General features: G+C 59.8%; 17 protein-coding genes. 11 read left to right on the plus strand and 6 right to left on the minus strand.

What is annotated here, in order from left to right; all coding sequences use genetic code 11:
• Positions 1 to 6: 6 nt before the first annotated feature.
• A complete protein-coding gene (gene senA / locus B2590_RS03995) occupies positions 7 to 1,476 on the minus strand; it encodes a selenoneine synthase SenA (protein ID WP_226910029.1) in 1,470 nt (489 codons plus the stop codon).
• Between the two features lie 39 nt (positions 1,477 to 1,515).
• A complete protein-coding gene (locus B2590_RS04000) occupies positions 1,516 to 3,330 on the minus strand; it encodes an SLC13 family permease (RefSeq protein WP_286810763.1) in 1,815 nt (604 codons plus the stop codon).
• Positions 3,331 to 3,524: 194 nt separating this feature from the next.
• On the opposite strand from B2590_RS04000, the gene B2590_RS04005 reads away from it, so the two are divergent.
• The 3 genes from B2590_RS04005 to B2590_RS04015 are packed head-to-tail and all read left to right on the plus strand — an operon-like array spanning position 3,525 to position 6,428.
• Positions 3,525 to 4,844 carry a YjgN family protein gene (locus B2590_RS04005; RefSeq protein ID WP_286810762.1) on the plus strand — a complete coding sequence of 440 codons (1,320 nt, stop codon included), beginning with the start codon at positions 3,525 to 3,527 and terminating at the stop codon, positions 4,842 to 4,844.
• Positions 4,822 to 5,892, plus strand: coding sequence for a M48 family metallopeptidase (locus tag B2590_RS04010; RefSeq protein ID WP_286810761.1), 1,071 nt, complete (start codon positions 4,822 to 4,824; stop codon positions 5,890 to 5,892). Before B2590_RS04005 ends, B2590_RS04010 begins: the two co-directional genes overlap by 23 nt.
• 41 nt (positions 5,893 to 5,933) lie before the next feature.
• Positions 5,934 to 6,428, plus strand: a complete 495-nt coding sequence (locus B2590_RS04015; protein ID WP_036210582.1) for an acyl-CoA thioesterase — start codon at positions 5,934 to 5,936, stop codon at positions 6,426 to 6,428.
• A 125-nt stretch (positions 6,429 to 6,553) separates the two neighbouring features.
• Here the strand turns inward: B2590_RS04015 and B2590_RS04020 are convergent, their stop codons facing one another.
• Positions 6,554 to 8,143 carry an isocitrate lyase gene (locus tag B2590_RS04020; RefSeq protein ID WP_286847858.1) on the minus strand — a complete coding sequence of 530 codons (1,590 nt, stop codon included), beginning with the start codon at positions 8,141 to 8,143 and terminating at the stop codon, positions 6,554 to 6,556.
• Positions 8,144 to 8,333: 190 nt separating this feature from the next.
• The gene (locus tag B2590_RS04025) at positions 8,334 to 10,280 is read right to left on the minus strand and encodes a CASTOR/POLLUX-related putative ion channel (RefSeq protein ID WP_286810758.1); all 1,947 of its coding nucleotides are present in this window, start codon (positions 10,278 to 10,280) and stop codon (positions 8,334 to 8,336) included.
• 132 nt (positions 10,281 to 10,412) lie between these two features.
• Between B2590_RS04025 and B2590_RS04030 the strand changes: the two genes are divergently transcribed.
• Positions 10,413 to 11,465 (plus strand): ChaN family lipoprotein, encoded by a 1,053-nt coding sequence (locus B2590_RS04030; RefSeq protein WP_349677118.1) that lies wholly within the window; start codon positions 10,413 to 10,415, stop codon positions 11,463 to 11,465.
• A 58-nt stretch (positions 11,466 to 11,523) separates the two neighbouring features.
• Here B2590_RS04030 and cra read toward each other — a convergent pair whose 3' ends face one another.
• Entirely contained in the window at positions 11,524 to 12,507 is a 984-nt protein-coding gene (gene cra, locus B2590_RS04035; RefSeq protein ID WP_286810757.1) for a catabolite repressor/activator, read from the minus strand.
• A 167-nt stretch (positions 12,508 to 12,674) separates the two neighbouring features.
• Between cra and ptsP the strand changes: the two genes are divergently transcribed.
• The 4 genes from ptsP to B2590_RS04055 all read left to right on the plus strand — a co-directional run bounded on the left by ptsP (position 12,675) and on the right by B2590_RS04055 (position 19,003).
• Positions 12,675 to 15,503 carry a phosphoenolpyruvate--protein phosphotransferase gene (ptsP, locus tag B2590_RS04040; protein WP_414673895.1) on the plus strand — a complete coding sequence of 943 codons (2,829 nt, stop codon included), beginning with the start codon at positions 12,675 to 12,677 and terminating at the stop codon, positions 15,501 to 15,503.
• Positions 15,503 to 16,477: a 1-phosphofructokinase gene (gene pfkB / locus B2590_RS04045; protein ID WP_286811474.1), complete on the plus strand. Its 975-nt coding sequence runs from the start codon at positions 15,503 to 15,505 to the stop codon at positions 16,475 to 16,477. Before ptsP ends, pfkB begins: the two co-directional genes overlap by 1 nt.
• A complete protein-coding gene (locus tag B2590_RS04050) occupies positions 16,474 to 18,213 on the plus strand; it encodes a PTS fructose-like transporter subunit IIB (RefSeq protein WP_286811475.1) in 1,740 nt (579 codons plus the stop codon). The genes pfkB and B2590_RS04050 overlap by 4 nt, the downstream gene beginning before the upstream one ends.
• An 82-nt stretch (positions 18,214 to 18,295) precedes the next feature.
• Positions 18,296 to 19,003, plus strand: coding sequence for an SIMPL domain-containing protein (locus B2590_RS04055; protein ID WP_286811476.1), 708 nt, complete (start codon positions 18,296 to 18,298; stop codon positions 19,001 to 19,003).
• 14 nt (positions 19,004 to 19,017) lie between these two features.
• On the opposite strand, the gene B2590_RS04060 is transcribed toward B2590_RS04055, so the two are convergent.
• A complete protein-coding gene (locus B2590_RS04060; RefSeq protein WP_286811477.1) occupies positions 19,018 to 20,091 on the minus strand; it encodes a beta-N-acetylglucosaminidase domain-containing protein in 1,074 nt (357 codons plus the stop codon).
• A gap of 161 nt (positions 20,092 to 20,252) precedes the next feature.
• On the opposite strand from B2590_RS04060, the gene B2590_RS04065 reads away from it, so the two are divergent.
• The 3 genes from B2590_RS04065 (at position 20,253) to B2590_RS04075 (ending at position 23,122) form a co-directional block, all read left to right on the plus strand.
• Positions 20,253 to 20,717 (plus strand): ATPase, encoded by a 465-nt coding sequence (locus B2590_RS04065; RefSeq protein ID WP_286811478.1) that lies wholly within the window; start codon positions 20,253 to 20,255, stop codon positions 20,715 to 20,717.
• Between the two features lie 84 nt (positions 20,718 to 20,801).
• Positions 20,802 to 21,863: a PA0069 family radical SAM protein gene (locus tag B2590_RS04070; protein WP_286847862.1), complete on the plus strand. Its 1,062-nt coding sequence runs from the start codon at positions 20,802 to 20,804 to the stop codon at positions 21,861 to 21,863.
• 182 nt (positions 21,864 to 22,045) lie between these two features.
• Positions 22,046 to 23,122, plus strand: coding sequence for a TRAP transporter substrate-binding protein (locus B2590_RS04075; protein ID WP_286811480.1), 1,077 nt, complete (start codon positions 22,046 to 22,048; stop codon positions 23,120 to 23,122).
• Positions 23,123 to 23,142: the final 20 nt, after the last annotated feature.

Consider the following 23,142-nt stretch of genomic DNA (forward strand, 5'->3'; position numbering starts at 1 on the left):
AGATCCTCAGCGTGTACCAGAAGCCGAATCCGACAGCGCACAGGTGCGAAACCCGGTGTACACGTCGTTGCGAAGGGGCAGATAGGCTTGCCTGTAAGTGCCCCGGATCAGGCATGAAGATGTCGCACACCCACCACCCCGGGTCACCTTGTGATCACCGAACTGCAAGGTAGACATAAAGGGGTACATATCGACCCTGAATCCGTCATAGGGAAGAAACTGACTGCTGGTCCATTCCCAGACACTGCCGATCATCTGGCGACAGCCGGAGCGGCTATCACCCGCCGGATAATCCCACACCGGCTGCTGCGCCATGTGGGTGGCGTCGAGATCCGCATGGTCGGGTGTTGGGCGTTCATTCCCCCAGGGAAAACGACGAAAATCCTCGCCAATCCGGTTACCCAGTGCCGCAGCCTCCCACTCCACTTCTGTTGGCAAGCGGCGGCAGGCCCACTGGCAATAGGCCTCGGCCTCCCAATAGCTGACGTGGACGACAGGCGCATCCAGATTCAGGGCCTGCCAGCGGTCAAACACTCGCTCCTGCCATTCGCCCTCGTGCCAGCGCCAGTAAAGTGGATGCCTGGGCTCCCGCAACATTGGCTGGGAGCTGCCATGCACCAGGGCAGTATCGGTCTCGGTACTCAACCACTTGCGTCCTCCGAAAGACCAGAGTTCAGGTCGCCGGTAGCCATCATCCTCAACGAACGCCAGGAAATCGCGGTTGGAAACAAGGGTGCGGGAAATTGCAAACGGCTCCACCGTGGTTTCGAAACGCGGCTTTTCCCCATCAAAGGCAAAGTCGGTGGTGGCGTAGCAGTCAGACTCGCCCGGCATTCCAATCTGGTAGCGACCGCCGGGGATGAGTGCATCGCCGGGCAGAGGCTCCACACGTTCTGGCAAGGCGCCAACAATGCCGGGGGGAGCAGGCAGGGCAACCGTCTGCCGACACCACGTCATCGACTCAATGTGCATGTGCTGGTGATAAATGGCGTAGCGATAGAGGTACAGGGCCTCGTCGGTCAGTGGTTGCTGTGCGATGCGCGACGCAACACGATCGTAGATGGTGTTGAAATACTGAAGGGTTTGCTCACGGCCGGGGAAGAGTTTGCGACTCCAACGGTCTCCATGATCAATGTGAAACGAATCCCACAGGTCATCCATGGACGGATCGTAGCTCGGGGTTCCATCCAGAAGGTTAAAAACGAACACTTCGTAGAAAAAGCTCGCGTGCCCCATTTCCCAAAGTGGCGGGTTCACGCCCGGGTGGTAGGGCACCTCAAGCTGCTCATCACTGAGGGAGTCCACCAGTTCAAAGGTCCGTTGGCGGGTCGCCTCCAACTCGGCCAGCAGTTCTGTTTTCTGCGCCTGTTCGCTCTGCGTCATGTCGGCTCCGTCGATTACCCGTTTCTCGCCTTCAGCATAACAGAGAGCCTGGTACAGGGAACGCTCTCGATGCTCGCGCTCATCACCCTTCATCACTCTTCATCACCCTTCATCACTCTTCATCACCCTTCATCACCCCCAAACCAGCAGGATCATCGGTACGGCAACAGCGGTGACCAGGATCGACAGCGGCAAGCCCAAACGCCAGTAGTCGCCAAACTGATAGCCTCCGGGCTCCATCACCAGCGCATTCGACTGGTGACCGATGGGCGTCAGGAAGGCGCAGGACGCGCCGACCGCAACCGCCATCAGCACCGCATCGGAAGCCATGCCCAGTTCAGCGGACAGGCTCAGCGCGATAGGCGCCACCAGAATGGCCGCCGCTGCGTTATTGACCACGTTCGACAACAACATGGTTCCCACCAGAACCATGACCAACACGGCCGACGGGGCCAGTCCGTCACCAATTGCAAGCATCTGGCCGGCGATCAGCTCTGCGCCACCCGTGGTTTCCAGCGCCTGTCCCACCGGGATCATCGCCGCCAGCAGCACAATCACAGACCAATCGATGGCCCGGTAGGCACCGGGGGCGTCAATCAGCTTGGTCAAAACCATGGCCACAGCGCCGGACACCAACGCCACCGGGGCTGACAGCCAACCGCTGACAATGGCAACGATACTGATGATAAAAATGCCGGACGCCAGCAGGGTCTTGCGGGAAGAGCCCAGGCGCAACCCACGCTCGGCCAGGGGCAGGCAACCGAGGTTGGACAGCGTACCGGTCAGTGTGTCTTCGAAGCCCTGCACCAGCAGAATATCACCGGCATTGAAGCGGATATCCCCCAGCCGGCGCTTCAGCCGATGCCCCTGTCGGGCAACGGCAACAATATTGAGGCCGTTGCGCTCGCGCAGGTTGAGACGATTGGCCGTCTGCCCCACCAGGGAAGACTCAGGGGTAATCACCGCTTCGGTCAGCTGCACCTCACCTTCATTCAGTTCCTTTTTACGGCTTTTCCGTGCCGCTTTGTCCTCTTCGGACTCGGTGTCGGCGTCATCCTGGCTACCGAGTTCCAGGCCGGTATTGTCGAGGAACGCCTGCAGGCTCTCGGTGTCCGACTCCACCAGAAGCAGGTCATTTTCTTGCAGTACCTTGTAGGTTGATGGCGCAAGCTGGCGTTTGTCGTCGCGAATCAGCGCCAGCACCACCACATCCCGGTCTTCCCCGCTTTCCGCCAGCAGGTTGTGGAGCGTCGCGCCAGCGTGGGGAGATCCTTCAGGGATCTTCAGTTCGGTCAGATAGTCGCCAACGCTGAAAAGCTTGTCGTCATCCCCACTTTCGTCGCCCCTTCTGGGCGTCAATCGCCAACCCGCCAGGGCGATGAAAGCGATGCCGGCAAAGGTGATCGCAGCGCCCACCGGCGCAAAGTCGAACAGGCCGAACGCTTCGGTGCCTTCCCGATAGCTGGCGATGATAATATTCGGAGGCGTACCGATCAGTATCATGGTGCCTCCAAGCAACGAACCGAACGCCAGTGGCATTAACAACAATGAGGGCGAGCGCCCTGCCTCCCTGGACATCCACACCGCTACCGGCATTAACAGCGCCAACGCACCCACGTTGTTGATAAAACCGGAGCAGAGCGCAACGACCGCCGTCAGGGTAAGCACCTGTATGGTGGGGCGATGCCCTACCTTCCCCAGGAACCGGGCTATGTTGTCCACCACACCGCCATTCACCAGGCCCTGGCTGATCACCAGAACCGCCGCAACGGTCACCACGGCAGGGTGACCAAAGCCGGCAAACAGATCGTCAGTGGGCACCAGCCCAGCAATGGCAATCGCCAACAACGCCAGCATGGCCACCACATCGAACCGCAGCCGGTTCCAGATGAACAGAACCAACGTGGCCGCCAACACTGCGAAGACAATTCCCTGCTCTGTGGTCACGCCTAACCCTCAATTTTACGTCCGACGGTTTATCGTCGGTTTAACATGGATTTTTTGTGCCTGATATCGCACATGCCACATGAATTTCTGGTAATTTTCTTCCCGTAGCGGTCTTTTACGAGCGCAGCCCCACTTTTCGATTACAACGGGTGACATGAGCACCCCATCAGGGAACAACAGGTACAAGGGACGTCATGACCAAAGAACTCCACAACGAACTCTATCAGATAACGTTTGCCGGGCGGATTCTCGACGGATTCAGCGAAGCTGAGGTCAGGGAAAATGTACAAGCCCTGTTTCGGATCTCAGACGAACGTACTGCAAGCCTTTTCAGCGGTGCCACCAAGACACTCAAGTCCGGTCTCAGTCACGCGGACGCCCTGATTTACCATGAGCGACTGACAAAAGCCGGAGCCGATGTACAGATTTCGAAACAGCCGGCTGCCGCTGTAACCCCCAAATCGGAAACCGCCGGCGCCCAACCGTCAGCGTCGTCAGACGCCGAGCCAGCAACGGCCAACCCGCCCGGTTCACAACAGGAGGCACCGCTGGAGTTCACCGGCAACGGCCGTGAATATTTCGGAATCTGGATCGTCAACATCCTGCTGACCATTGTCACCCTTGGCATTTATTCGGCCTGGGCTACAGTGCGTAACAATCAATACTTCTATGGCAACACCAAACTCGATGGCGCCAGCTTCCAGTACCTGGCCAGCCCGATCACTATTCTCAAAGGCCGATTGATTGCTCTGGCTGTCCTGGTTGTCTACGTGGTGCTTTCTGAAATGTATGTTGAAGCCGCAGTGGTCTTCGCCATTGCGTTTATCCCCCTCGTACCCTGGATCATGGTGCGCTCGCTGCGGTTCAAAGCCGTCAACAGTGCCTATCGCAACATCCGTTTCGACTTTCAGGGCCGTTATGGCCAGGCCTTTATGGTGGCGTTTGTGTGGCCACTGCTGAACATGCTGACCCTGTTGCTGCTTACCCCACTGGTGATGAAGAAAACCCACGAGTTCATCGCCAACGGCAGCCGATACGGTACCACCGAGTTCGCACTCAAAGCCGATACCGGATCCTACTACCGTTTCTTCGGGAAAGGCCTGCTGATCGCCATTGCCTTCGGTGTTGCGGCGTTCCTCTCCATGCGCTATGTCGACTTTACCGTCGGGTCGATCATTGCCGGTGCTGGCTACCTGGCACTGTTCGGCTATTTCATGGCGGGCATTTCGAACCTCTTCCTCAATGCCGTCCACCTCGACCGCCACGGCTTTGAGTCCCGCCTGCAGCCACTGCAAATGGTGTGGATTTACCTGTCCAACAGTTTCTTTGTAGTCCTCACCCTTGGCCTGTTCACTCCCTGGGCCAAGGTGCGCATGGCAAGGTACCGGGCTTCCTGCACGGGCATGATGGTCAGCGGGGATCTGAACCACTTCGTTGCGGCCGAACAGAACCGCACCAGCGCGTTGGGACAGGAACTGGGGGATGCCTTCGATGTCGACTTCGCCGCCATCTGAAGTCACGATCGAAGGCCAGTTCTATTCGGGTAATGACTCCAGCCGGCGGGGCGCAGTATTGCGCTCCGCCGCTGGCGTGATCATCGTTGATGCGGGAGACACCCGACTGCGCCTCTCACCCAGCGATGTGACGATATCACCGCGGATTGGCAATACTCCCCGCTACCTCCACCTGCCTGACGATGGCGTATTCGAAACCGGCAACAACGCCGCGGTAGATCAGCTTAGCCGGCAATCCCGGCGGGGGCGTGGCAATCGCCTGCTGCACGCGCTGGAAAATCATCTGGGGCTGATTCTGGTTGCGGTCGTCGTCACCGTCGCGACTACTGGTGCCGCATTTGTCTGGGGCGTACCCTGGGCGGCCCAGACGGTGGCCAATACGCTCCCGGACAGTATAGCGGAGCAGGTTGGCGACTCCACACTCACCACGCTGGACAGCACCTGGCTTGAACCTTCTGGGCTATCGGAGGAACGGCAGCAGGCGTTGCAGGCCCACTTCGAGCCTTTCCTTACGCCGGTAGCGGGCAAAGACCTGAGAGTGATTTTCCGCTCGTCTCCTGCCATCGGTGCCAACGCCATGGCACTGCCGGACGGCACGATGATCTTCACGGACGATCTGGTGAACCTCGCCGAAGATGATAACGAACTGACCGCCATCCTCGCCCATGAAATCGGCCATGTCGCCCATAACCATGGCATGAAAGGCATGGTGCAATCGTCACTGACGTTCTGGCTGATCGTGATGATGACCGGTGACCTGTCTGCGTTTTCCGACGCAACCGTAGTGGTTCCGGCGGTCATGATGAGCCTGTCCTACTCCCGTGACATGGAACGGGAGGCCGACGCCTATGCCCTGAAAGCAATGACGGACCACGACCTGGACCCGACCCACTTCGTTACCATCATGGAGCGCCTGATGGCTGCTCATGGCGAGGACCGTTCCTCAGAGGCCGAGGAAGGCACTAGCCGGTGGGACAGCCTTCGCGACATGCTGTCGAGCCACCCGGAAACGGGCGAGCGCATCGAACGCTTTAAACAGATGCCCTGATCGGTATAGTAGCGATACGTTCATCACAGGGAGCACACACGATGCCATCCAGACCCACCAGGCCGGTTGCGGCCTCTGCCATCGACAAACATGTCTACAAGGTTTTTCCCAATGACATGAACGCACATCAGACGGTGTTCGGGGGCATGATTATGGCCAAGTGCGACCGTCTGGCCCTGGTGGTGGCGGAACGACACTCCGGCCATGTCTGCGTCACGGCAGCGGTGGACTCCATTCACTTCCGCGCGCCCGCCAAGGGCAACGATACCCTGCTGTTCAGCCTTGCCCTGAACCGCAGCTGGGGGTCATCCATGGAAATCGGAGCTCGGGTGGAAGCGGAAAACAGCTACACCGGAGAGTCCCGACATATCCTTTCCGCATTTTTCACTTTCGTGGCGCTGGACGAGAACGACAATCCCGTGGACGTGCCTGCGGTAGAGCCGGAAACCGACGACGAGAAACGCCGCTTCAACAACGCCGAAATCCGTCGGGAAGGTCGCCTGGAAACCCGCAAGAAGCTGAGTGAACGCCACTAAGGAATTCCACTCCCTATCCCCATGGCCCTTACCCCCTTAAACGACAAAAGCCCTGCCGGAATCCCGGCAGGGCTTTTTTTGTGGCAGGTCCCGGGCAAGCCCGGGAACAACACCCGAACCGTTATTTAGAACTGGTTCATGGTGTTGTCTTTACCACCAGCCTTCAGGGCTGCGTCGCCCGCGAAGAACTCCTTGTGATCATCACCGATGTTGGAACCGGCCATGTCCTGGTGCCTTACAGTCGCGATACCCTGACGGATTTCCTTACGCTGAACGCCTGCAACGTAAGCCAGCATGCCTTCGTCACCGAAGTAGCCCTTGGCCAGGTTGTCGGTAGACAGAGCAGCCGTGTGATAAGTCGGCAGAGTGATCAGATGGTGGAAGATACCGGCTTCACGTGACCCGTCACGCTGGAAGTTGGCAGTCCACTCGTCGGCCAGCTTGCCAAGATCGGTTTCGTCGTACTTGGCATTCATCAGGTCGGCGCGCTCGTAAGCGGATACGTCCTTGCCTTCTTCCTTCCATGCATCGAATACCTGCTGACGGAAGTTCAGGGTCCAGTTGAAGGACGGGCTGTTGTTGTAAACCAGCTTGGCATCGGGAACCACTTCCTTGATGCGGTTAACCATGGCAGCAATCTGGCCAACGTGGGGCTTCTCGGTTTCGATCCACAACAGGTCAGCACCGTTCTGCAAGCTGGTAATACAGTCCAGAACCACACGGTCTTCGCCAGTGCCAGGCTTGAACTGGAACAGGCCAGACGCCAGACGCTTGGGACGAACCAGCTGACCTTTCTGCTTAATCACAACGTCACCGTTGTTGATGTCTTCAGCCTTCTCGATCACTTCACCGTCGATGAAGCTGTTGTACTGGTCGCCCAGGTCGCCCGGCTCTTCAGTAACAGCGATCTTCTGGGTCAGGCCAGCGCCCAGTGAGTCAGTACGGGCAACGATCACACCATCGTCCACACCCAGTTCAAGGAAAGCCAGACGTACAGCGTTGATCTTGGACAGGAAGTCGGCGTGAGGAACGGTCACTTTACCGTCCTGGTGGCCACACTGCTTCTCGTCGGACACCTGGTTCTCGATCTGGATACAGCAAGCGCCTGCTTCGATCATCTGCTTGGCCAGCAGGTACGTTGCTTCGGCGTTACCGAAACCAGCGTCGATGTCGGCGATGATCGGCACAACGTGAGTTTCGTGATTGTCGATCTGCTTGATCAGCTCGTCAGCCTTGGCGTTGTCGCCAGCGTTCTGAGCTTCTTCCAGGGCGCGGAACAGGTGGTTCAGTTCCCAGGCATCCGCCTGACGCAGGAAGGTGTACAGTTCTTCGATCAGACCAGATACAGCGGTCTTCTCGTGCATGGACTGGTCAGGCAGCGGGCCAAACTCGGAGCGCAGAGCCGCAACCATCCAGCCAGACAGGTACAGGTAACGACGCTTGGTGGTACCGAAGTGCTTCTTGATGGACAGCAGCTTCTGCTGACCGATGAAGCCATGCCAGCAACCCAGGGACTGGGTGTACTGAGCCGTGTCCTTGTCGTAGTTCGCCATGTCTTCGCGCATGATTTTCGCGGTGAACTTGGCGATGTCCAGACCAGTCTTGAATTTGTTCTGGGCGCGCATGCGGGCCGCGTGCTCGGGCTTGATGGCGTTCCAGGTCGGGTTTTGCTTCAGCAGGGAAGCGATGGCGTCAACGTCTTTTGCGTATGGCATGGTCTCAGTCCTGTTTCTAAGGTTTGAGGTGCTCTTTTATGAAGCATAAAAGCGACTTCAGCGAGCCAGCGTCCGTTCAAAAAATAACCAGACCGCTGACATTGAGGGTTACTTTAGTGGCTTTGATTTTATAATTGAAATTTATATTATCTATATTCGGCATTTTTTGTATGAATGAAGACATCTTCCCTCACGCATTGCAAAGAACAACGAGCCGATCAGCGCTATTCAGGTCAAGATACTCGTCCCGTGGCGGGCTCAGCGCCAGATGCCGCCCCAACGAGTCGGGCTGCGCGCGCCATATGCCCAGCGCCACTTCTCCTTCCGCAGCGACCGTTTTCTCCAGTACCTGAAAATCCGCGCTGGCAGGCAAAGGATAGTCCCGGGGATCCCGGAACTGCACCTCAGCACCGCCCACCGTAAACAGCTCATCCAGCACCACCCTCAGCTCCCGCCTCAGAGCGACCTGGGCGAGCACGTGACTGATGATCATCGGGCTGATCAGCATTTCGCTCTGGTGGCCCATCAACAGGTTTCGATTGTCCGGGTCGCTCAGTTCCATGATCAGTTGCGGGCGTTTACCGCCTTCACTCAACAGGTCTTCCAGTTGCAGGTAACCCACCATGGCACGGGCGTCGGCTTCCTCGCCGGACGCCAGGCGATCACTGCTCAACAGCATGATGGACTCATAGTTAAGCGGCCCAACGCGCCTCAACTCGCCTTCCACCATGTAATCCGCTTCGATGTGGCGGCAGGTCACCTCCCGCTGCCCCCCCAGGTAGCGGTCAATTTCCTGTTCCCGCTCCTTGGCCGGCACCACTGAAACGAGATCTACCTCGAACCGCCGTTGGCTGTAGCTGGAAAACTCATCGATCAGGCTTGGCACCCGGCGGTTCCACCCCAACACAAGAATTCGGTGAACCCCGCCTGAAAACGAGACGGCCCGGCTTGCGGGTTCACCTCGAGCGATAACAGGCAGCGGTGGCACCCTCGAATCGGACTCGGTTTCGGTGTAGTCCCTGGCCATCATGACAACGCGGTCCCCAGCCTCAATCACCGTGTCTGACGAGGCCGGCATCCTCACCATCCAGGCCTTGCCCGAGCGCTTCAGAATACCCAGCACAATTGCCTGGGGCCGCAGAGAAGCCAATTCGCCAAGGGACAATCCCGCCAGGGCGTCGCCACCCCGGATGTAGATTTCGCAACCCTCACCGGCGGTCAGCAGTTCGTTGTAAATTTCCGACAACCCCGGATGGAGGATGTTCTGCACCATCAGCCGGCTTATGGTGGCGTCGCCGGCCACCACTTCCACCTCTCCAGGATAGGCGCGCTCGATCACCGCGAGCTTGCGCACATCCTGTATCTCCGCAATGACAAAGGGCAGCGACGCCCCCAGATGCCGCGCCTGGGCGGCAATGGACAGCAGCGCCTTCACTGTCTCCACGTCCGACGTCACCAGGCTGCCTGCTTGATGGGAGGCGCTAGGCACAATCACTGCCGCAGCATCCAGGCAGGCAACCCGCTGCAGGGCATCCGGCTGGATGGCAGCGCCGGCGCGCAGGATGATCTGACGAGACTTGCGCCCGATCCCGGGCTCGTCACGTAACTCATGCACCTGGGCCGCCGAGGCATGCTCGGAAAGCACCACCAGACGCAAGCGGTTGGTTTCACGTTTTTCCAGGAAACGGCGCATGCGCCCTGATGACCCCAGCAACTCGCCCAGCAGCGGTAAGGTCTGGCTGGTCCAGCCCAGAACTACGATGTGATTTCTCAGCGTAACCGGGGTTAGCCCCCGCTCCAGGTCGGTCATTTTGGCGATCAACCAGCGCGTCAGGATCGCCACCAGCGTGCCCATGAAAACCACATAACCACTGACAGTAAGAATGGTGGACACAAACCGCTGCCAGTTACCCACATCGTCCCCCAGATAGCCCGGGTCCGTCAGCCGAAGAAATGCCCACCAGATGGCGTCGCCGACATCTTCAAACGGCGTTCCGAGCGGGATCACCAGCAAGCCGCCGACAAGCGAAATAATGCCGATAAAGACACCTACCACCAACAACTGAAAGCCCGCACCTTTTACGAGTTGGCGCTCAACAATGAACTTCACGCGGTCAACAAAACGAAAGGGGATCATGATCGTCCTTCTGGCCAGATGGGGAATGCCGGTAGCATAGCGCAGAACGTATGGAATAAAACCGGAGCGGTGCCTTATAGCACGCTCGTTCATGAACAATTGACTGGCTACGCAATCCGCAGCATCGTATAGATGTCTATCAAGTTCTCCAACGCGGCCCTGAGCGGCTGCAAGACTGGCCGGTTTTTCATGTCCCATGCGCCGATCACATTGTCACTTGCTGTCATCCCGCTGATGACGGGCTGCTCTCTGCTGGCACCAACACCGGAACCGGCGCCACCACAAACCCACTATCATGCCCCCGTGGTCGAGGCCGTATCCGGCACGGCGGTTTCCGTACCGCAACTGGCCGAGCGACTTGCGGAACAGGATGTGGTCATGATTGGCGAATATCACGGCCACCAGGGCGCTCACCTGCTCCAATCCCGCCTGCAGGCTCATCTGTACCAGCATCGCCCTGAACAGGTGTTATCCATGGAACAGTTCGAGGTGGACCGGCAGCCGGTGCTGGACCGCTACCTGGCCGGCGACATTGGCGAAATGGAACTGGTCGAGGATGCCGGCGCCTGGCCTATCTACCAATACGCCTACAGACCGCTGGTGGAATTTGCCCGGCGCCAGGGCCTGCCGGTCATCGCCGCAAACGCACCGGGCGATATCGCTCGCTGCGTGGGGCGCGAGGGGCCCGAGTATCTGGCGGACCTGAACGCAGCTCGGAAGCGCCACATCCCAGACGCGCCCTTCGCAGGCAGCGCGGCCTACCGGGAAAAATTCTTTGGCACCATGGGCGGCCGGCATGGCACCGCCGACAATGAGCGACTGCAGAACACTTATCACGCCCAGTTGCTGCGGGACAACACCATGGCAAGCCGGATACTGGCCGCAAGGGAACGCCACCCCGAGCACCAGGTCATTCACCTGACGGGCACCTTTCACAGCGAGGAGCGCCTGGGCACGGTAGAGGCCCTTTTGCAGCGACAGCCCGACCTGACCGTAGCGGTTATCAGCCCGGTTTTTACCGGAACGTCGTCCGATAAAAGCGAACTGTCGGTCATTGAAAACCGCAACAAGGGCGATTACCTGTATTTCCTGCTGCCCCTGCCCGAGGAGTACCGGGACGAAGCACGAGGGCGCGAGGCGATGCTGAAAAAGTTCCGCAAGGTACCCGAAACAACCTGTGACTAAGGACTAAGCCCCTGCGGCCGCATGAAGCGCACCGGCAACACCGCCCCCGGCCATTGACTCAACACCGCCGTTTCAGCGAGCGGTTGATAATAACGGTTTCCGGCTCGCCGTGACCTGCGATGGCAGCCAGCGCCCGGTCCAGCGTTGCCTCGGCAATGGCTTCGTGTTTTTGGGGTAACGAGTGAACCTTGACCGGCAGGAAATCCAGCAGCCGGTCATCTCCGAAGGTAGCCATTCTGAGGGACTGCGGCAAGCCTCCCGGCTGCTCCAGCAGCACGTCGAGCACCCCTTGCAAGAGGGTGTACGAGGCAGTAATCAACGCATCCGGAAGCCCCTGATCCGCCAGCACCTGCTGCATCAGTCGGGCGCCGGAGGCTCGGTCATAGTGTTCGCCACTGTAGACCGCCCATTGTCCACTGCGACTCCGAGCCACCTCCTCAAAGCCCTCGCGGCGCTCCCGTGTCATCGCCAGCGCCGGCACCGCATCAAGCCAGACCACCGACCCGGTGCCCGGCTCCAGCACTGAACGGGCCAGTGTGGCTGCGCCCTTGCGATTGTCGCTGACCACGCAACTGATCACACCCGGTGATTGCGACCGGTCCACCGCGATCACCGGCAGGTCTTCCTCCTGCAACTCTTGGTAGAAGGGGTCATTCGGTGGCAGGGCACTCGCAACGATCAGGGCATCGCATCGCCTTGCCTTGAGAGAACGTGCCAGCTCGCGCTCGGTATCCGGGTCATCCCCGGAGCCGGCAATCAGCAATTGATAGCCCCGGGCACGGGCACCCTGCTCCAGCAATTTGGCCAGGCGGGCGTAACTGGCGTTCTCCAGGTCCGGCAGGATAAACCCCAGGGTGCGGCTGGCCCCACCACGCAGCGACGCGGCTTGCGGGTCTATCTGGAAGTGGTTGTCCCGCGCAACCGCCATCACCTTTTCGATAGTCGCCGGCTTAATCCGGCGGGCCGGCCCCTGGCCATTGATAACGTAGCTGGCTGTGGTGCGGGACACCCCCGCCAGGCGGGCAAGTTCTGCAAGGGTCATGGGGCCGATTCCTCCTGGGCACAGATTGCTTGATTTCTGATCATATCTGTTTCATGATTCATTTTATGTCTGCTGACACGATTCAGCAACTCCCATTTTCACTGGCAGTGACCAATATCCTGATCGTCAGTGCCGGCACCACACAACAACAAGGCGAGGCTACCCACATGCTGACGCTAACAGCCAATGATATCCGCCTGGGCTGCACTGCAACCGACTGGCAGGATGCCCTGAACCAGGCCAGCCAGGAACTGCAGGACGCAGGCCGGACCACTCCCGACTACCACGCGGGCATGCTGGCCAGGGAGCAACAGTCCTCCACCGTCCTTGGTAACGGCATTGCCATCCCCCACGGCACACCCGAAAGCCGCGACGCGGTTACCAGCACAGGCATCCGGGTGTTGCAGTTTCCAGGCGGCGTTACCTGGCATGACAACGCCACGGTGTATGTGCTGGTCGCCATTGCGGCCCAGTCAGATGAGCATCTGGATATCCTGCGCCACCTGACCCGCGTACTGGACAAACCCGGCTTGTCACGGAAACTGGCCGAAGCCGATGACACCGAGGCGCTGGTGACCCTATTGTCGAAAGAACCAGTGGTGCCTAAATGCGACGCTCAGACTCTTTGCCTGGGTGTTAACACCCGGACCACCAGCGAACTGGCCATCAGCGCTGCTGCCCGGCTGCAGGGGTTGAGCTGTGTCGACGCCAGCTTTATGAAAGAAATTGTCAGCCAGCCACCCGTGGGGCTGGGCCAGGGGTTTTGGCTGGTTCACCACAGCGTTGGCAGTATCCGACCTGCGCTGGCACTGGCAACCCCCAAAGAACCCAGCGACGACCTCGCCGGCGTTTTCTGTCTGGCGGGCCCTGGCGACGACTGCCGCGAATTGCTGGAGCGTATCGATAATTTCCTGGCCCAGAACATCCCTCTGGAAAGCCAGTCCGTGGATGCTGTACTTTCCCGGCTTTCCGGTGAGCAGGCCAATGCGGTCAGCGACCGGGTGCGCCTGCTGAATACCCATGGCCTTCACGCCCGGCCCGCCAAACAGCTGGTACAGGAAGCCCGTCAGCACAACGCAGACATTCGCATCCGCCTGGAAGACGGCGATGGCAATTCGGTATCGGCAACCAGTCTCACCCGGATCATCGGCCTCGGTGCCCGCAGAGGGCAAACCCTGATCATCTCCGCAACCGGCGACGATGCGGAACAGGCGGTAGAAGCCGTTTGCCAGTCCATTAATAACGGGCTAGGAGAAACCGTCTCCCCGCTTCGACAACAACAGAGCAAGCCGGCGCCTGCCGAACCGGAACCCGAACCTCTGATCGATGACGAACCCCTGAAAGCGGTCGCCGCCTCACCGGGCCTGGCTCTGGCACCCGCCTTCGTCATGCGCCAGCCAACATTGGACTACCCCGCCACCGCCAGTGATGCCGGTGAACAGACCAGCCGACTGGGCCGGGCCATCGACGAAGCCGACGGACAACTGCGCACGCTGATTCGCCAGGCCGAAGGCGGTGAGGCGGCACCGATTCTGTCTGTGCATGTGGAAATGCTCCAGGACGACGATCTCTACCAGGCTGCCCTGGAAGCCATCAACGAAGGCGCGTCCGCCGAAGCCGGCTGGTGGCTCTCCATTGATACCGCCGCGCGGGCCCAGGAAGCACTGGCAGACCGGCTTCTGGCCGAACGGGCGGCAGATTTGCGGGATGTTGGCCGGCGCGTGCTGGCCAACCTCTGTGGGGTGGCCATGCCGACACCGCCGGACGAACCCTATGTACTGGTGGCGGACGATCTGGGCCCTTCCGATGTGGCAAGGCTGGACACCCAGCGCGTTCGCGGCCTGATCACAGCCCGTGGTGGCGCCACATCCCACAGCGCCATCCTGGCTCGGGCGCTGGGGCTTCCTGCCGTGGTCGGGGCTGGTGATCGAATCCTGACCATCAGCAACGGAACGGACCTGGTGGTCGACGGCGAACGCGGCTGCCTGGTGCCCAACCCCGGCGCCGAACGCCGCGACCGCATTGACCGTCGCCTGGACCAACTCACCCGCCTGCAGGCGGACGCCTACGAGTGCCGGAACGAGCCAGCCACCACCACCGACGGCCACACCATCGACGTATGCGCCAACCTTGGCAACACCGCCCACACCCCGGATGCCGTCGACCGGGGCGCCGATGGCATTGGTCTGCTGCGTACCGAGTTCATTTTCATGGAACACCCGGACGCGCCTGACCTGGACACCCAGGTGAAGGAGTATCGCCATGCCTTCGACGCCCTCAACGGCCTGCCACTGGTCGCACGCACCCTCGATGTGGGTGGCGACAAGCCACTGGATTACTGGCCCCTTCCCCATGAGGACAACCCCTTCCTTGGGCTGCGCGGTATTCGCCTGTCACTGACGCGACCGGAGATTCTCGAAACCCAGGTGCGCGCGCTGCTGACGGCTGCCGACAACCGCCCACTGCGAATCATGTTTCCCATGGTCAAAGACCTGGAAGAGTTTCGCGCGGCCAAGGCCATCGTCGAACGGGTCCGCGCCGAGATTCCCTGCCAGGGCCTCCAGGTGGGCGTGATGATTGAAGTGCCCTCCTGCGCCCTGCTGGCCCACACCCTGGCACCGGAAGTGGATTTTTTCTCGGTGGGCACCAATGACCTCACTCAGTACACCCTGGCCATCGACCGTGGCCACGGCCAGCTTTCGGCCGAGTCCGACGGGTTGCACCCCTCGGTACTGCAACTGATCCGCATGACCGTCGAAGCCGCCCATGCTCACGAACGCTGGGTAGGTATCTGTGGCGAGCTGGCCTCCGACCCACAGGCTATTCCGGTACTGCTGGGCCTGGATGTGGACGAGCTGTCGGTGACCAGCCGGCGAGTGCCACTGGTCAAAGCCTGTATCCGCGGGCTTAGCCGCGAACACGCCCGTGAACAGGCGAAACTGGCGCTGGGCAAGGCCACCGCAGCCGAAGTGCGCGACGCCCTGGAGACACTGTAATGGCCCGCGTACTCACCATCACCCTGAACCCGGCTCTGGACCTCAATGCCGAAACCGACTCAATCCGGCTGGGTAACGTGAACCGCTCTCGGTCCACACGCCTGGAAGCTGCCGGCAAAGGCATTAACCTGGGCCGTGTGCTGTCACGTCTCGGCCATACCGTGACCGTGTCCGGACTGCTGGGAGAGATCAACGCCGCGCCCTTCGATCGCCTGTTCTCGTCTGACATCCTGGCAGACCACTTTGTCCGCATCCCCGGGCAGAATCGCATCAACGTGAAAATTGCCGAGGGCGATGGTCGTGTGACCGATCTGAACGGGCCCGGATTTGACGTACCCGCGGATGCCCTGGACCGATTAAAGGCACGCCTGGGTAACTTGAACAACAGGTTCGATGCCGTTGCCATTGCTGGCAGCCTGCCCGTCGGCTTTCCGCCCGAGGCACTGGCGGAACTGGTCACCCTGGCTCGCGAAGCAGACATCCCGGTGTGGCTGGATACCAGCGGCGCAGGCCTCACAGCCGGGCTTAAGGTGCTGCCAGACGGCATCAAGCCCAATACGGAAGAGCTGGCCGAATGGGCCGGGCACCCTCTGGAGAGCCTGGACGCCATCGCCGAGGCAGGTCGCTCACTTCAGGCCACCGGCATCGCCAATGTGGTGATTTCCATGGGCGAAAAAGGCGTGCTCTGGCTGTCGCCGAAGGGCAACTGGCAAGCGTCGCCACCGCCCGTGACCGCCACAAGCACCGTCTGCGCCGGAGACACTTTGCTGGCCGGAATGATTCACGGCCTGCTCGAACGTCACCACCCGGAACAGGTGCTGTCGACCGCCACCGCGCTGTCGGCCGAGTGCGTTCGCCACATTGGCGTTGGCGATCCAATGGCCGACGACTTCACCCAACTGATTCAGCAAACCCGCGTCACTCTCTTTACCCCCTGGCCCGGGCACAACAACAATGGGGAGATGCCATCATGAAACTGATCATTGTAACCGCCTGCCCTCAGGGCGTGGCCACCAGCTTCCTGGCGGCCCGGGCCCTGGAACGGGCCGCGCAGCAAAAGGGCTGGGAAGCCAGAACAGACATTCGCAGCCCGCAGCAACCACTGTCGTCCCTGCCCGAGGATGTCATCGCCTCGGCGGACCTGGTCGTTGCCGCAACAGGAACACCAACGGACCTGAACGCCTACGCCAGCAAACGCCTCTATCAGGTCCCGGTAACGGCCGCCCTGCCCGATCCCGCGTCGATTCTGGACCAGGCCGAAAAGCAGGCCGAGCCCTATCAACCAACAGAGGCTTCACAGCCCGAGCCTGCCACCTCAGGTAGCGCAGGCAAACGCATTGTCGCCGTCACCGCCTGCCCCACCGGTGTTGCCCACACTTTTATGGCGGCAGAAGCCCTGACCGCCGCCGCGACCGCTGCTGGCCATCAGATCCGCGTGGAAACCCAGGGCTCCGTGGGTGCCCAGGATCCGCTGACCGCCGAGGAAATCGAGGCGGCGGATCTGGTGATCCTGGCCTGTGATATCGAAGTCGACCCCAGCCGTTTTGCCGGCAAGCGGCTTTGGCGCACGTCCACCGGCAGCGCCCTGAAAAAACCGGGGCCCACCATTGATGACGCCATCACCAATGCCTCTGTCGAGGAAGGCCAGAAAAAAGCGACCTCAGGAGGTGGTGGCGAGAAACGCGGCCCCTACAAGCATTTGCTGACGGGCGTATCTTTCATGCTGCCCATGGTGGTGGCCGGCGGCCTGCTGATCGCCCTGTCGTTTGTGTTCGGCATTGACGCATTCGAAGAGGAAGGCACCCTGGCAGCCGCGCTGATGCAGATCGGCGGCGGCACCGCCTTCCAGTTGATGATTCCTCTGTTGGCCGGCTATATCGCCTGGTCCATTGCCGACCGGCCAGGCCTGGCTCCGGGCATGATCGGTGGCTATCTGGCCAGTACCCTTGGCGCCGGTTTTCTTGGTGGCATCATCGCCGGCTTCCTGGCCGGTTATGTGGCGCGCTTCATCAGCCAGAAACTGCCGATGCCAGAGAGTGTCGAATCCCTCAAACCCATCCTGATCATTCCGCTGCTGGCCAGTCTGGTCACCGGCCTTGGCATGATCTACGTGGTCGGCGAACCCGCTGCCGCCCTGATGGATGGGCTGACCAGTTTCCTGGAAGGCATGGGCACCACCAACGCCATCCTGCTGGGCGGCATTCTCGGGGCCATGATGTGCTTTGACCTGGGCGGGCCGGTGAACAAGGCCGCCTATACCTTCGGTGTCGGTTTACTCTCAGAAGGCAGCGGTGGTTCGGCCCCCATGGCGGCGATCATGGCCGCGGGCATGGTGCCGGCCATCGGTATGGGTGTGGCGAGCTTTATTGCTCGCGCCAAGTTTGCAGAGGCCGAACGGCAGGCCGGGCGGGCCTCCTTTGTGCTGGGGCTGTGCTTTATCTCTGAAGGTGCGATCCCCTTCATGGCCAAAGACCCACTACGCGTGATCCCGGTGTGCATGGTGGGAGGCGCCATCACCGGAGCCCTGTCCATGCTGTTCACCGTCAAACTCATGGCACCCCACGGCGGTCTGTTCGTGCTCGCCATTCCCAATGCGGTAAGCACGGTACTGCCCTATGTGGCCGCCATTGCCATCGGTTCGCTGGTGATCGGGTTTGGCTATGCCATGATCAAGACAGGCAAGGCCGAGGTGGCAACCGCCTCCTCTTAGCAGACCTCCCCTCCGGGGGCGCTTGACGCCCCCGGTATTTGCGGCGATGGTATCCGCCAGATCCACACACAAGGACGCCGTGATGAAAATTCTGTCTGCCCTGATCCTGGCGATTGCCGCCATTGTTTCCGCATCGCTCATCGCCGACGGCCTGACCGGGCTACGCACCGGAGACCGGTTCGTCACCGTCAAGGGCGTTGCGGAACGGGAGGTACAGGCGGACCTTGCACTGTGGCCCCTGCGTTTCGTCGCCACCGGCAACAGCCTGGACGAAGCTCGCGAGAAGGCCCACAGCAGCCGCGAAGCCATCATGGCGTTTCTCAAGCTGCAGGCCATCGATACCGACGCGGTGGAACTGCAACGTCTGGACGTTACGGACACCCGCGCCAATCCCTACCAGGAAAGCAACGGCCAGAAGTTCATCATCAACCAGACCCTGATGGTGCGCAGCAACAATATCGAGCGCATCCGCCAGGCCGCGCAATCGGTGAGTGAACTGGTGGATTCCGGCGTCATTCTGTCATCCGATTATGGCCCGGGTGGGCCGACTTACCTGTTTAACCGGTTGAACGACATCAAACCAGAGATGATTGCCGAAGCAACCGCCGCCGCCCGCGAGGCCGCCGCACAGTTTGCCAGGGATGCCAAAACTGAATTGGGGAACCTGCGCCGCGCCAATCAGGGCGTGTTCCAGATCCTGGCCCGCGACCAGGCCCCCGGCGTCAGCGAGGGCCAGCAGCCGATAAAAACCGTTAGGGTAGTGACTACGGTTGAGTATTATCTAAATTAGGCGACTGCCGCCAGTTACTGGGTCTGCACCATTTCATCGGTAACCTGATAGCGGCCAGCCAGCCAATGCAGGATTTCCCTGGCGGCCGGGTGATCAAAGCGGCGATAACATTCCGCCAGCGCCTGATGGCGTTCGGTACCGATCCTGTGCAAGCCGGCATCCTGCAACAGCAGCAGATCGGCCTGTACCTGCTGCGCCAACTCTTTGCCCAACACTTCCTCGGCGGCCAGTTGGAAGGCCTTGCCATACTGGTAGCCGGGCCCCTGTTTGTAGCTACGGGCCAGGGTGATGGCCGGAATCGCAGTGAGGGTTGGCTGTAACGCGGGATTAATGGCGTGGCCCGAGAGATACGGGCCGTTGGCCGCCGGCCGGCCGGTAAATGCCCGCAGGTGCAGATGGCGGGACATACGGTCGCCGTCGTTCACCGGGTAGTTATCCCACAGTACCGGCTTGCGCCCCAGCGCTTCTGCAACACGCTGCAGATGGCCCGGCGATATCTCCCGCGAACACACCTCCTCGCCAGTCCAGAACACCTGAACGGACGGGTCCAGTGCCTTGCCCAGATCTTCCAGGTAATGCTCGGGACGAGGACCAAACACCCGGTCCAGCACCGGATCATCGGAGTAGTAGCTGGGGCAGACCGTCAGTTGGTCCGCTGAACTGTGTTCTGCTACCCAATGAATGATGTCCGCCTGTCGAGCCGCCAGTTCCGGCGTATCGCTTTTCATGTCGTCAAACAGGATTGCCAGATCGGTGATGCCCAGTTGATCAAACGCTGCCAACTTTTGCGTCAGCGCGGTTTTCGCCGAGCTATCGAAATTATTGAACACCTCGAACGGGCTCAGGCCAATTCCGAACCGAACTCCGTGACTGCAACAAAACCGGGCGAAGTCGGCCAGCTCATTGGCTTCCGCTTGCGGATGCGGCTCGCTCCAACGGCGCCTGAGAAAGGCATCCGCCTTGGGTGCATACCAGTAGTTCCGGTAACCGTGGGGAGCCAGAGCCGCAACCAGCTGCCGACGCTCTTCCCAGCTCCACAACGGTCCATAGAAGCCTTCAATGATTCCCAGCGGGGGTTGCTCTGCCATTGGCGTTTCCATTTCGCGAGTACACAGATGGTATACCGTCCAGAGAGTATCTCATCAGACTGTGGGGGTCACCGGGCAAGTTTACCAATGTCGGCTAGACTTCTCGTAGTGATGCTTCACATCCGTTCTCCGATGACCCATGTGGATAAGGAGCCTGGCAAATGGACATAAAAAGTTTTGAAGACTTGATTGAGTGGGCTCGCGAGCTCCACGCCCACCTGTCCCGATGTTTGTCGGAGTGCTCAACAAAGAACAAGGAGGAACGAGCCCGGGCGCTACTGACTTACCTCGCGGATCATGAAGCCGAACTGGAACGCATCACAGCGGAGTTCGAGAAACAGGCGGATTCTCGGGCTCTGAAAACAAGACTCTACGATTACCTGAACGACGAACACAAAGCCATCAGAACCCACCGCACCTGTGATGATCATTACGCCAATCTCGACTTCGACAGTATTGTCAGAGAGGTGTTTAGCTTCCACGACCAGCTGATCGACCTGTATGACAGCCTGGCCGGCAAAGCCGAGATTCCAGAAGCGAAGGAACTCGCCGAATCCCTACGCGCCATGGAGGAGAACGAAGCCATGAGGCTGGCACGACAGATTGGCATGATGGATGACGTCTGAGGTCTTCCACTCTCCGAGCGTGAAAACTGGAAATCGCGAGCTATCGATAGTACTGTATATTTAAACAGTATCGAGAGTTTCCCAATGAAGACTCGCGCGACGCCGCTCAATCCACAGAATCGTTTCCAGCCCATTGTTACCGACCGCCAATACGACGACGGCTGGTATCGGGACCCCGCTGACGATGCCTGCCCGGATTCCCTGGCAACCGAAGTGGTGGATGAGCGGGTGCGTACGATCATCAGCCGCAACCAGTCGCCGGATGTGCCGTTCGACCAGTCCATAAACCCGTACCGGGGCTGCGAGCATGCGTGCATATACTGCTTTGCCCGGCCTACCCATACGTACTGGGACATGTCGCCGGGGCTGGACTTCGAAACGCGGTTAATCGCCAAGCCCAATGCTGAGGAACAGCTTCGGAGGGAGCTCGATAAACCCGGTTATCGGGTGTCGCCCATCGCTCTTGGCGTAAATACTGACGCCTATCAGCCAGTCGAGAAGCACCGGGAAATTACTCGTAACATACTCAAGGTACTGGCCGAGTACCGCCACCCGGTTTCCATTATCACTAAAGGCGCGTTGATCCTGCGTGATCTGGACCTGTTGTCAGAATTAGCCTGCCAGGGCCTCTGCTCAGTCCGGGTCAGCCTGACCACACTGGATAACACCCTGAAACGGCAGATGGAGCCGCGTACCGCAGCACCGGCCACACGCCTGAAAATCATTCGTGAGTTGGCGGCCGCCGGCGTTCCGACCGGCATCATCCTGGGGCCGGTCATCCCGTTCATCAACGATCATGAAATCGAGAGCATTCTGGGGGCCGCAGCAGAGGCAGGTGCGGAACAGGCAAACTGGATCATGCTTCGCCTGCCACTGGAACTGGATGAGCTATTCCAGGACTGGTTGCAGCGGCATTTTCCAGACCGGGCCAGTCATGTGATGAATCGCATGCGCGATCTGCGGGGCGGCAAAAGTTACGACGCCCAGTTCGGGCGCCGGATGACGGGAACGGGCCCCTACGCAGATCTTGTCCGCCAGCGCTTCGCAAAGCGCGCGAGGCAACTGGGCCTGAACCTTCATCAGGCAGCCCCCCTTAGAAGCGACCTCTTCAGGCGTCCTGCGGGTGAGCAGATAGGATTGTTCTAGACCATGACCATTTTCTCACGCTGACCAGCGGGAGAAAGTCGTAAGACCTAGGTCGTACAGACGCGGGTTTTTCGTTCCGTTTCTTAACGTTTGTTGATAACTTGAACTAGAATTAGGAGTTACTTTCCCTGACAGAGGGAGAGGCTCTCAACACAACAACGACAAAAGAGGCTAGAAGAGCAATGAAGATCCGTTCTGTTCTATCCGCGGCTGTGCTGGCTGTAGCAACTACCTTTGCTTCCACACAGGCTCTCGCTCAAGACACGTTTACCCTGCGCCTGGCTGAAACCTGGGGGCCCAACTTCCCGATTTTCGGTGACACCACCAAACGGTTCGCTGAAACTGTCGAAAAAATGTCCGACGGCCGCCTGAAGGTCCGCATCGACTCGTCAAACAAGCACAAAGCGCCCTTCGGCGTCTTTGATATGGTCAAGGCCGGTCAGTACGACATGGGACACTCTGCGTCCTACTACTGGAAAGGCAAAGTACCCAACACCCTGTTCTTCACCAGCATGCCTTTCGGCATGAACGCGATGGAACAATACGCCTGGTTCTACCACGGTGGTGGTATGGAACTGATGCAGGAGGTGTACGAACCTCACAACATGCTGTCGTTCCCGGGCGGTAACACCGGCGTGCAGATGGGCGGCTGGTTCCGCAAGGAAATCAACACTCTCGAAGACCTTCAAGGCCTCAAGATGCGCATCCCCGGCTTCGCCGGTGAGGTGTTTGCGGAAGTAGGCGTTAATCCAACCAACATCCCACCGGGCGAGCTGTACACAGCCCTGGAGCGCAACACCATTGACGCGGTTGAGTGGGTTGGTCCTTCCCTGGATCTGCGTCTCGGTTTCCAGCAAATTGCGGACTACTACTACACCGGCTGGCACGAGCCCGCTACGGAGCTGCAGTTCCTGGTGAACAAGAAGGTATGGGAAAAGTTGCCAGCAGACCTGCGGGAAATTATGCGCGTCGCCATGCGCACAGCCTCCTATGACATGCTGGTTCATTCTCAGCACGCAAACGCGGAAGCCTGGGCCAACATCAAGGAAGAGTACCCCAACGTACAGATCAAGAAATTCCCTGAGGAGATCTTCCAGGCCATGCACGAGGCCAATGAAAAGCTCCTGAAGGAAGCCGCGGCAAACAATGAGCAAGCCGCAAAGATTGTAGAGTCCCAACAGGAATATCTTGAGAAGAGCCGGGCCTACACGGACATCTCCGAGCGGGCCTACCTGAACACGATGGCAGAAGTCGAGTAACATATCGGCAGTAACTGAGC

Source organism: Marinobacter sp. UBA3604 (genome assembly GCF_002375325.1).
Classification (GTDB): domain Bacteria; phylum Pseudomonadota; class Gammaproteobacteria; order Pseudomonadales; family Oleiphilaceae; genus Marinobacter; species Marinobacter salarius.

What these genes read in the sequence shown, in the direction of transcription:
- B2590_RS04060 (WP_286811477.1), bottom strand. Translation starts at nt 20,091, where the DNA reads ATGGCAGAGCAACCCCCGCTGGGAATCATTGAAGGCTTCTATGGACCG.
- ptsP (WP_414673895.1), top strand. Translation starts at nt 12,675, where the DNA reads ATGCTGACGCTAACAGCCAATGATATCCGCCTGGGCTGCACTGCAACC.
- cra (WP_286810757.1), bottom strand. Translation starts at nt 12,507, where the DNA reads ATGACCCTTGCAGAACTTGCCCGCCTGGCGGGGGTGTCCCGCACCACA.
- B2590_RS04030 (WP_349677118.1), top strand. Translation starts at nt 10,413, where the DNA reads ATGTCTATCAAGTTCTCCAACGCGGCCCTGAGCGGCTGCAAGACTGGC.
- B2590_RS04075 (WP_286811480.1), top strand. Translation starts at nt 22,046, where the DNA reads ATGAAGATCCGTTCTGTTCTATCCGCGGCTGTGCTGGCTGTAGCAACT.
- pfkB (WP_286811474.1), top strand. Translation starts at nt 15,503, where the DNA reads ATGGCCCGCGTACTCACCATCACCCTGAACCCGGCTCTGGACCTCAAT.
- B2590_RS04055 (WP_286811476.1), top strand. Translation starts at nt 18,296, where the DNA reads ATGAAAATTCTGTCTGCCCTGATCCTGGCGATTGCCGCCATTGTTTCC.
- B2590_RS04065 (WP_286811478.1), top strand. Translation starts at nt 20,253, where the DNA reads ATGGACATAAAAAGTTTTGAAGACTTGATTGAGTGGGCTCGCGAGCTC.
- B2590_RS04015 (WP_036210582.1), top strand. Translation starts at nt 5,934, where the DNA reads ATGCCATCCAGACCCACCAGGCCGGTTGCGGCCTCTGCCATCGACAAA.
- senA (WP_226910029.1), bottom strand. Translation starts at nt 1,476, where the DNA reads ATGAAGGGTGATGAGCGCGAGCATCGAGAGCGTTCCCTGTACCAGGCT.
- B2590_RS04025 (WP_286810758.1), bottom strand. Translation starts at nt 10,280, where the DNA reads ATGATCCCCTTTCGTTTTGTTGACCGCGTGAAGTTCATTGTTGAGCGC.
- B2590_RS04010 (WP_286810761.1), top strand. Translation starts at nt 4,822, where the DNA reads ATGTCGACTTCGCCGCCATCTGAAGTCACGATCGAAGGCCAGTTCTAT.
- B2590_RS04005 (WP_286810762.1), top strand. Translation starts at nt 3,525, where the DNA reads ATGACCAAAGAACTCCACAACGAACTCTATCAGATAACGTTTGCCGGG.
- B2590_RS04070 (WP_286847862.1), top strand. Translation starts at nt 20,802, where the DNA reads ATGAAGACTCGCGCGACGCCGCTCAATCCACAGAATCGTTTCCAGCCC.
- B2590_RS04050 (WP_286811475.1), top strand. Translation starts at nt 16,474, where the DNA reads ATGAAACTGATCATTGTAACCGCCTGCCCTCAGGGCGTGGCCACCAGC.
- B2590_RS04020 (WP_286847858.1), bottom strand. Translation starts at nt 8,143, where the DNA reads ATGCCATACGCAAAAGACGTTGACGCCATCGCTTCCCTGCTGAAGCAA.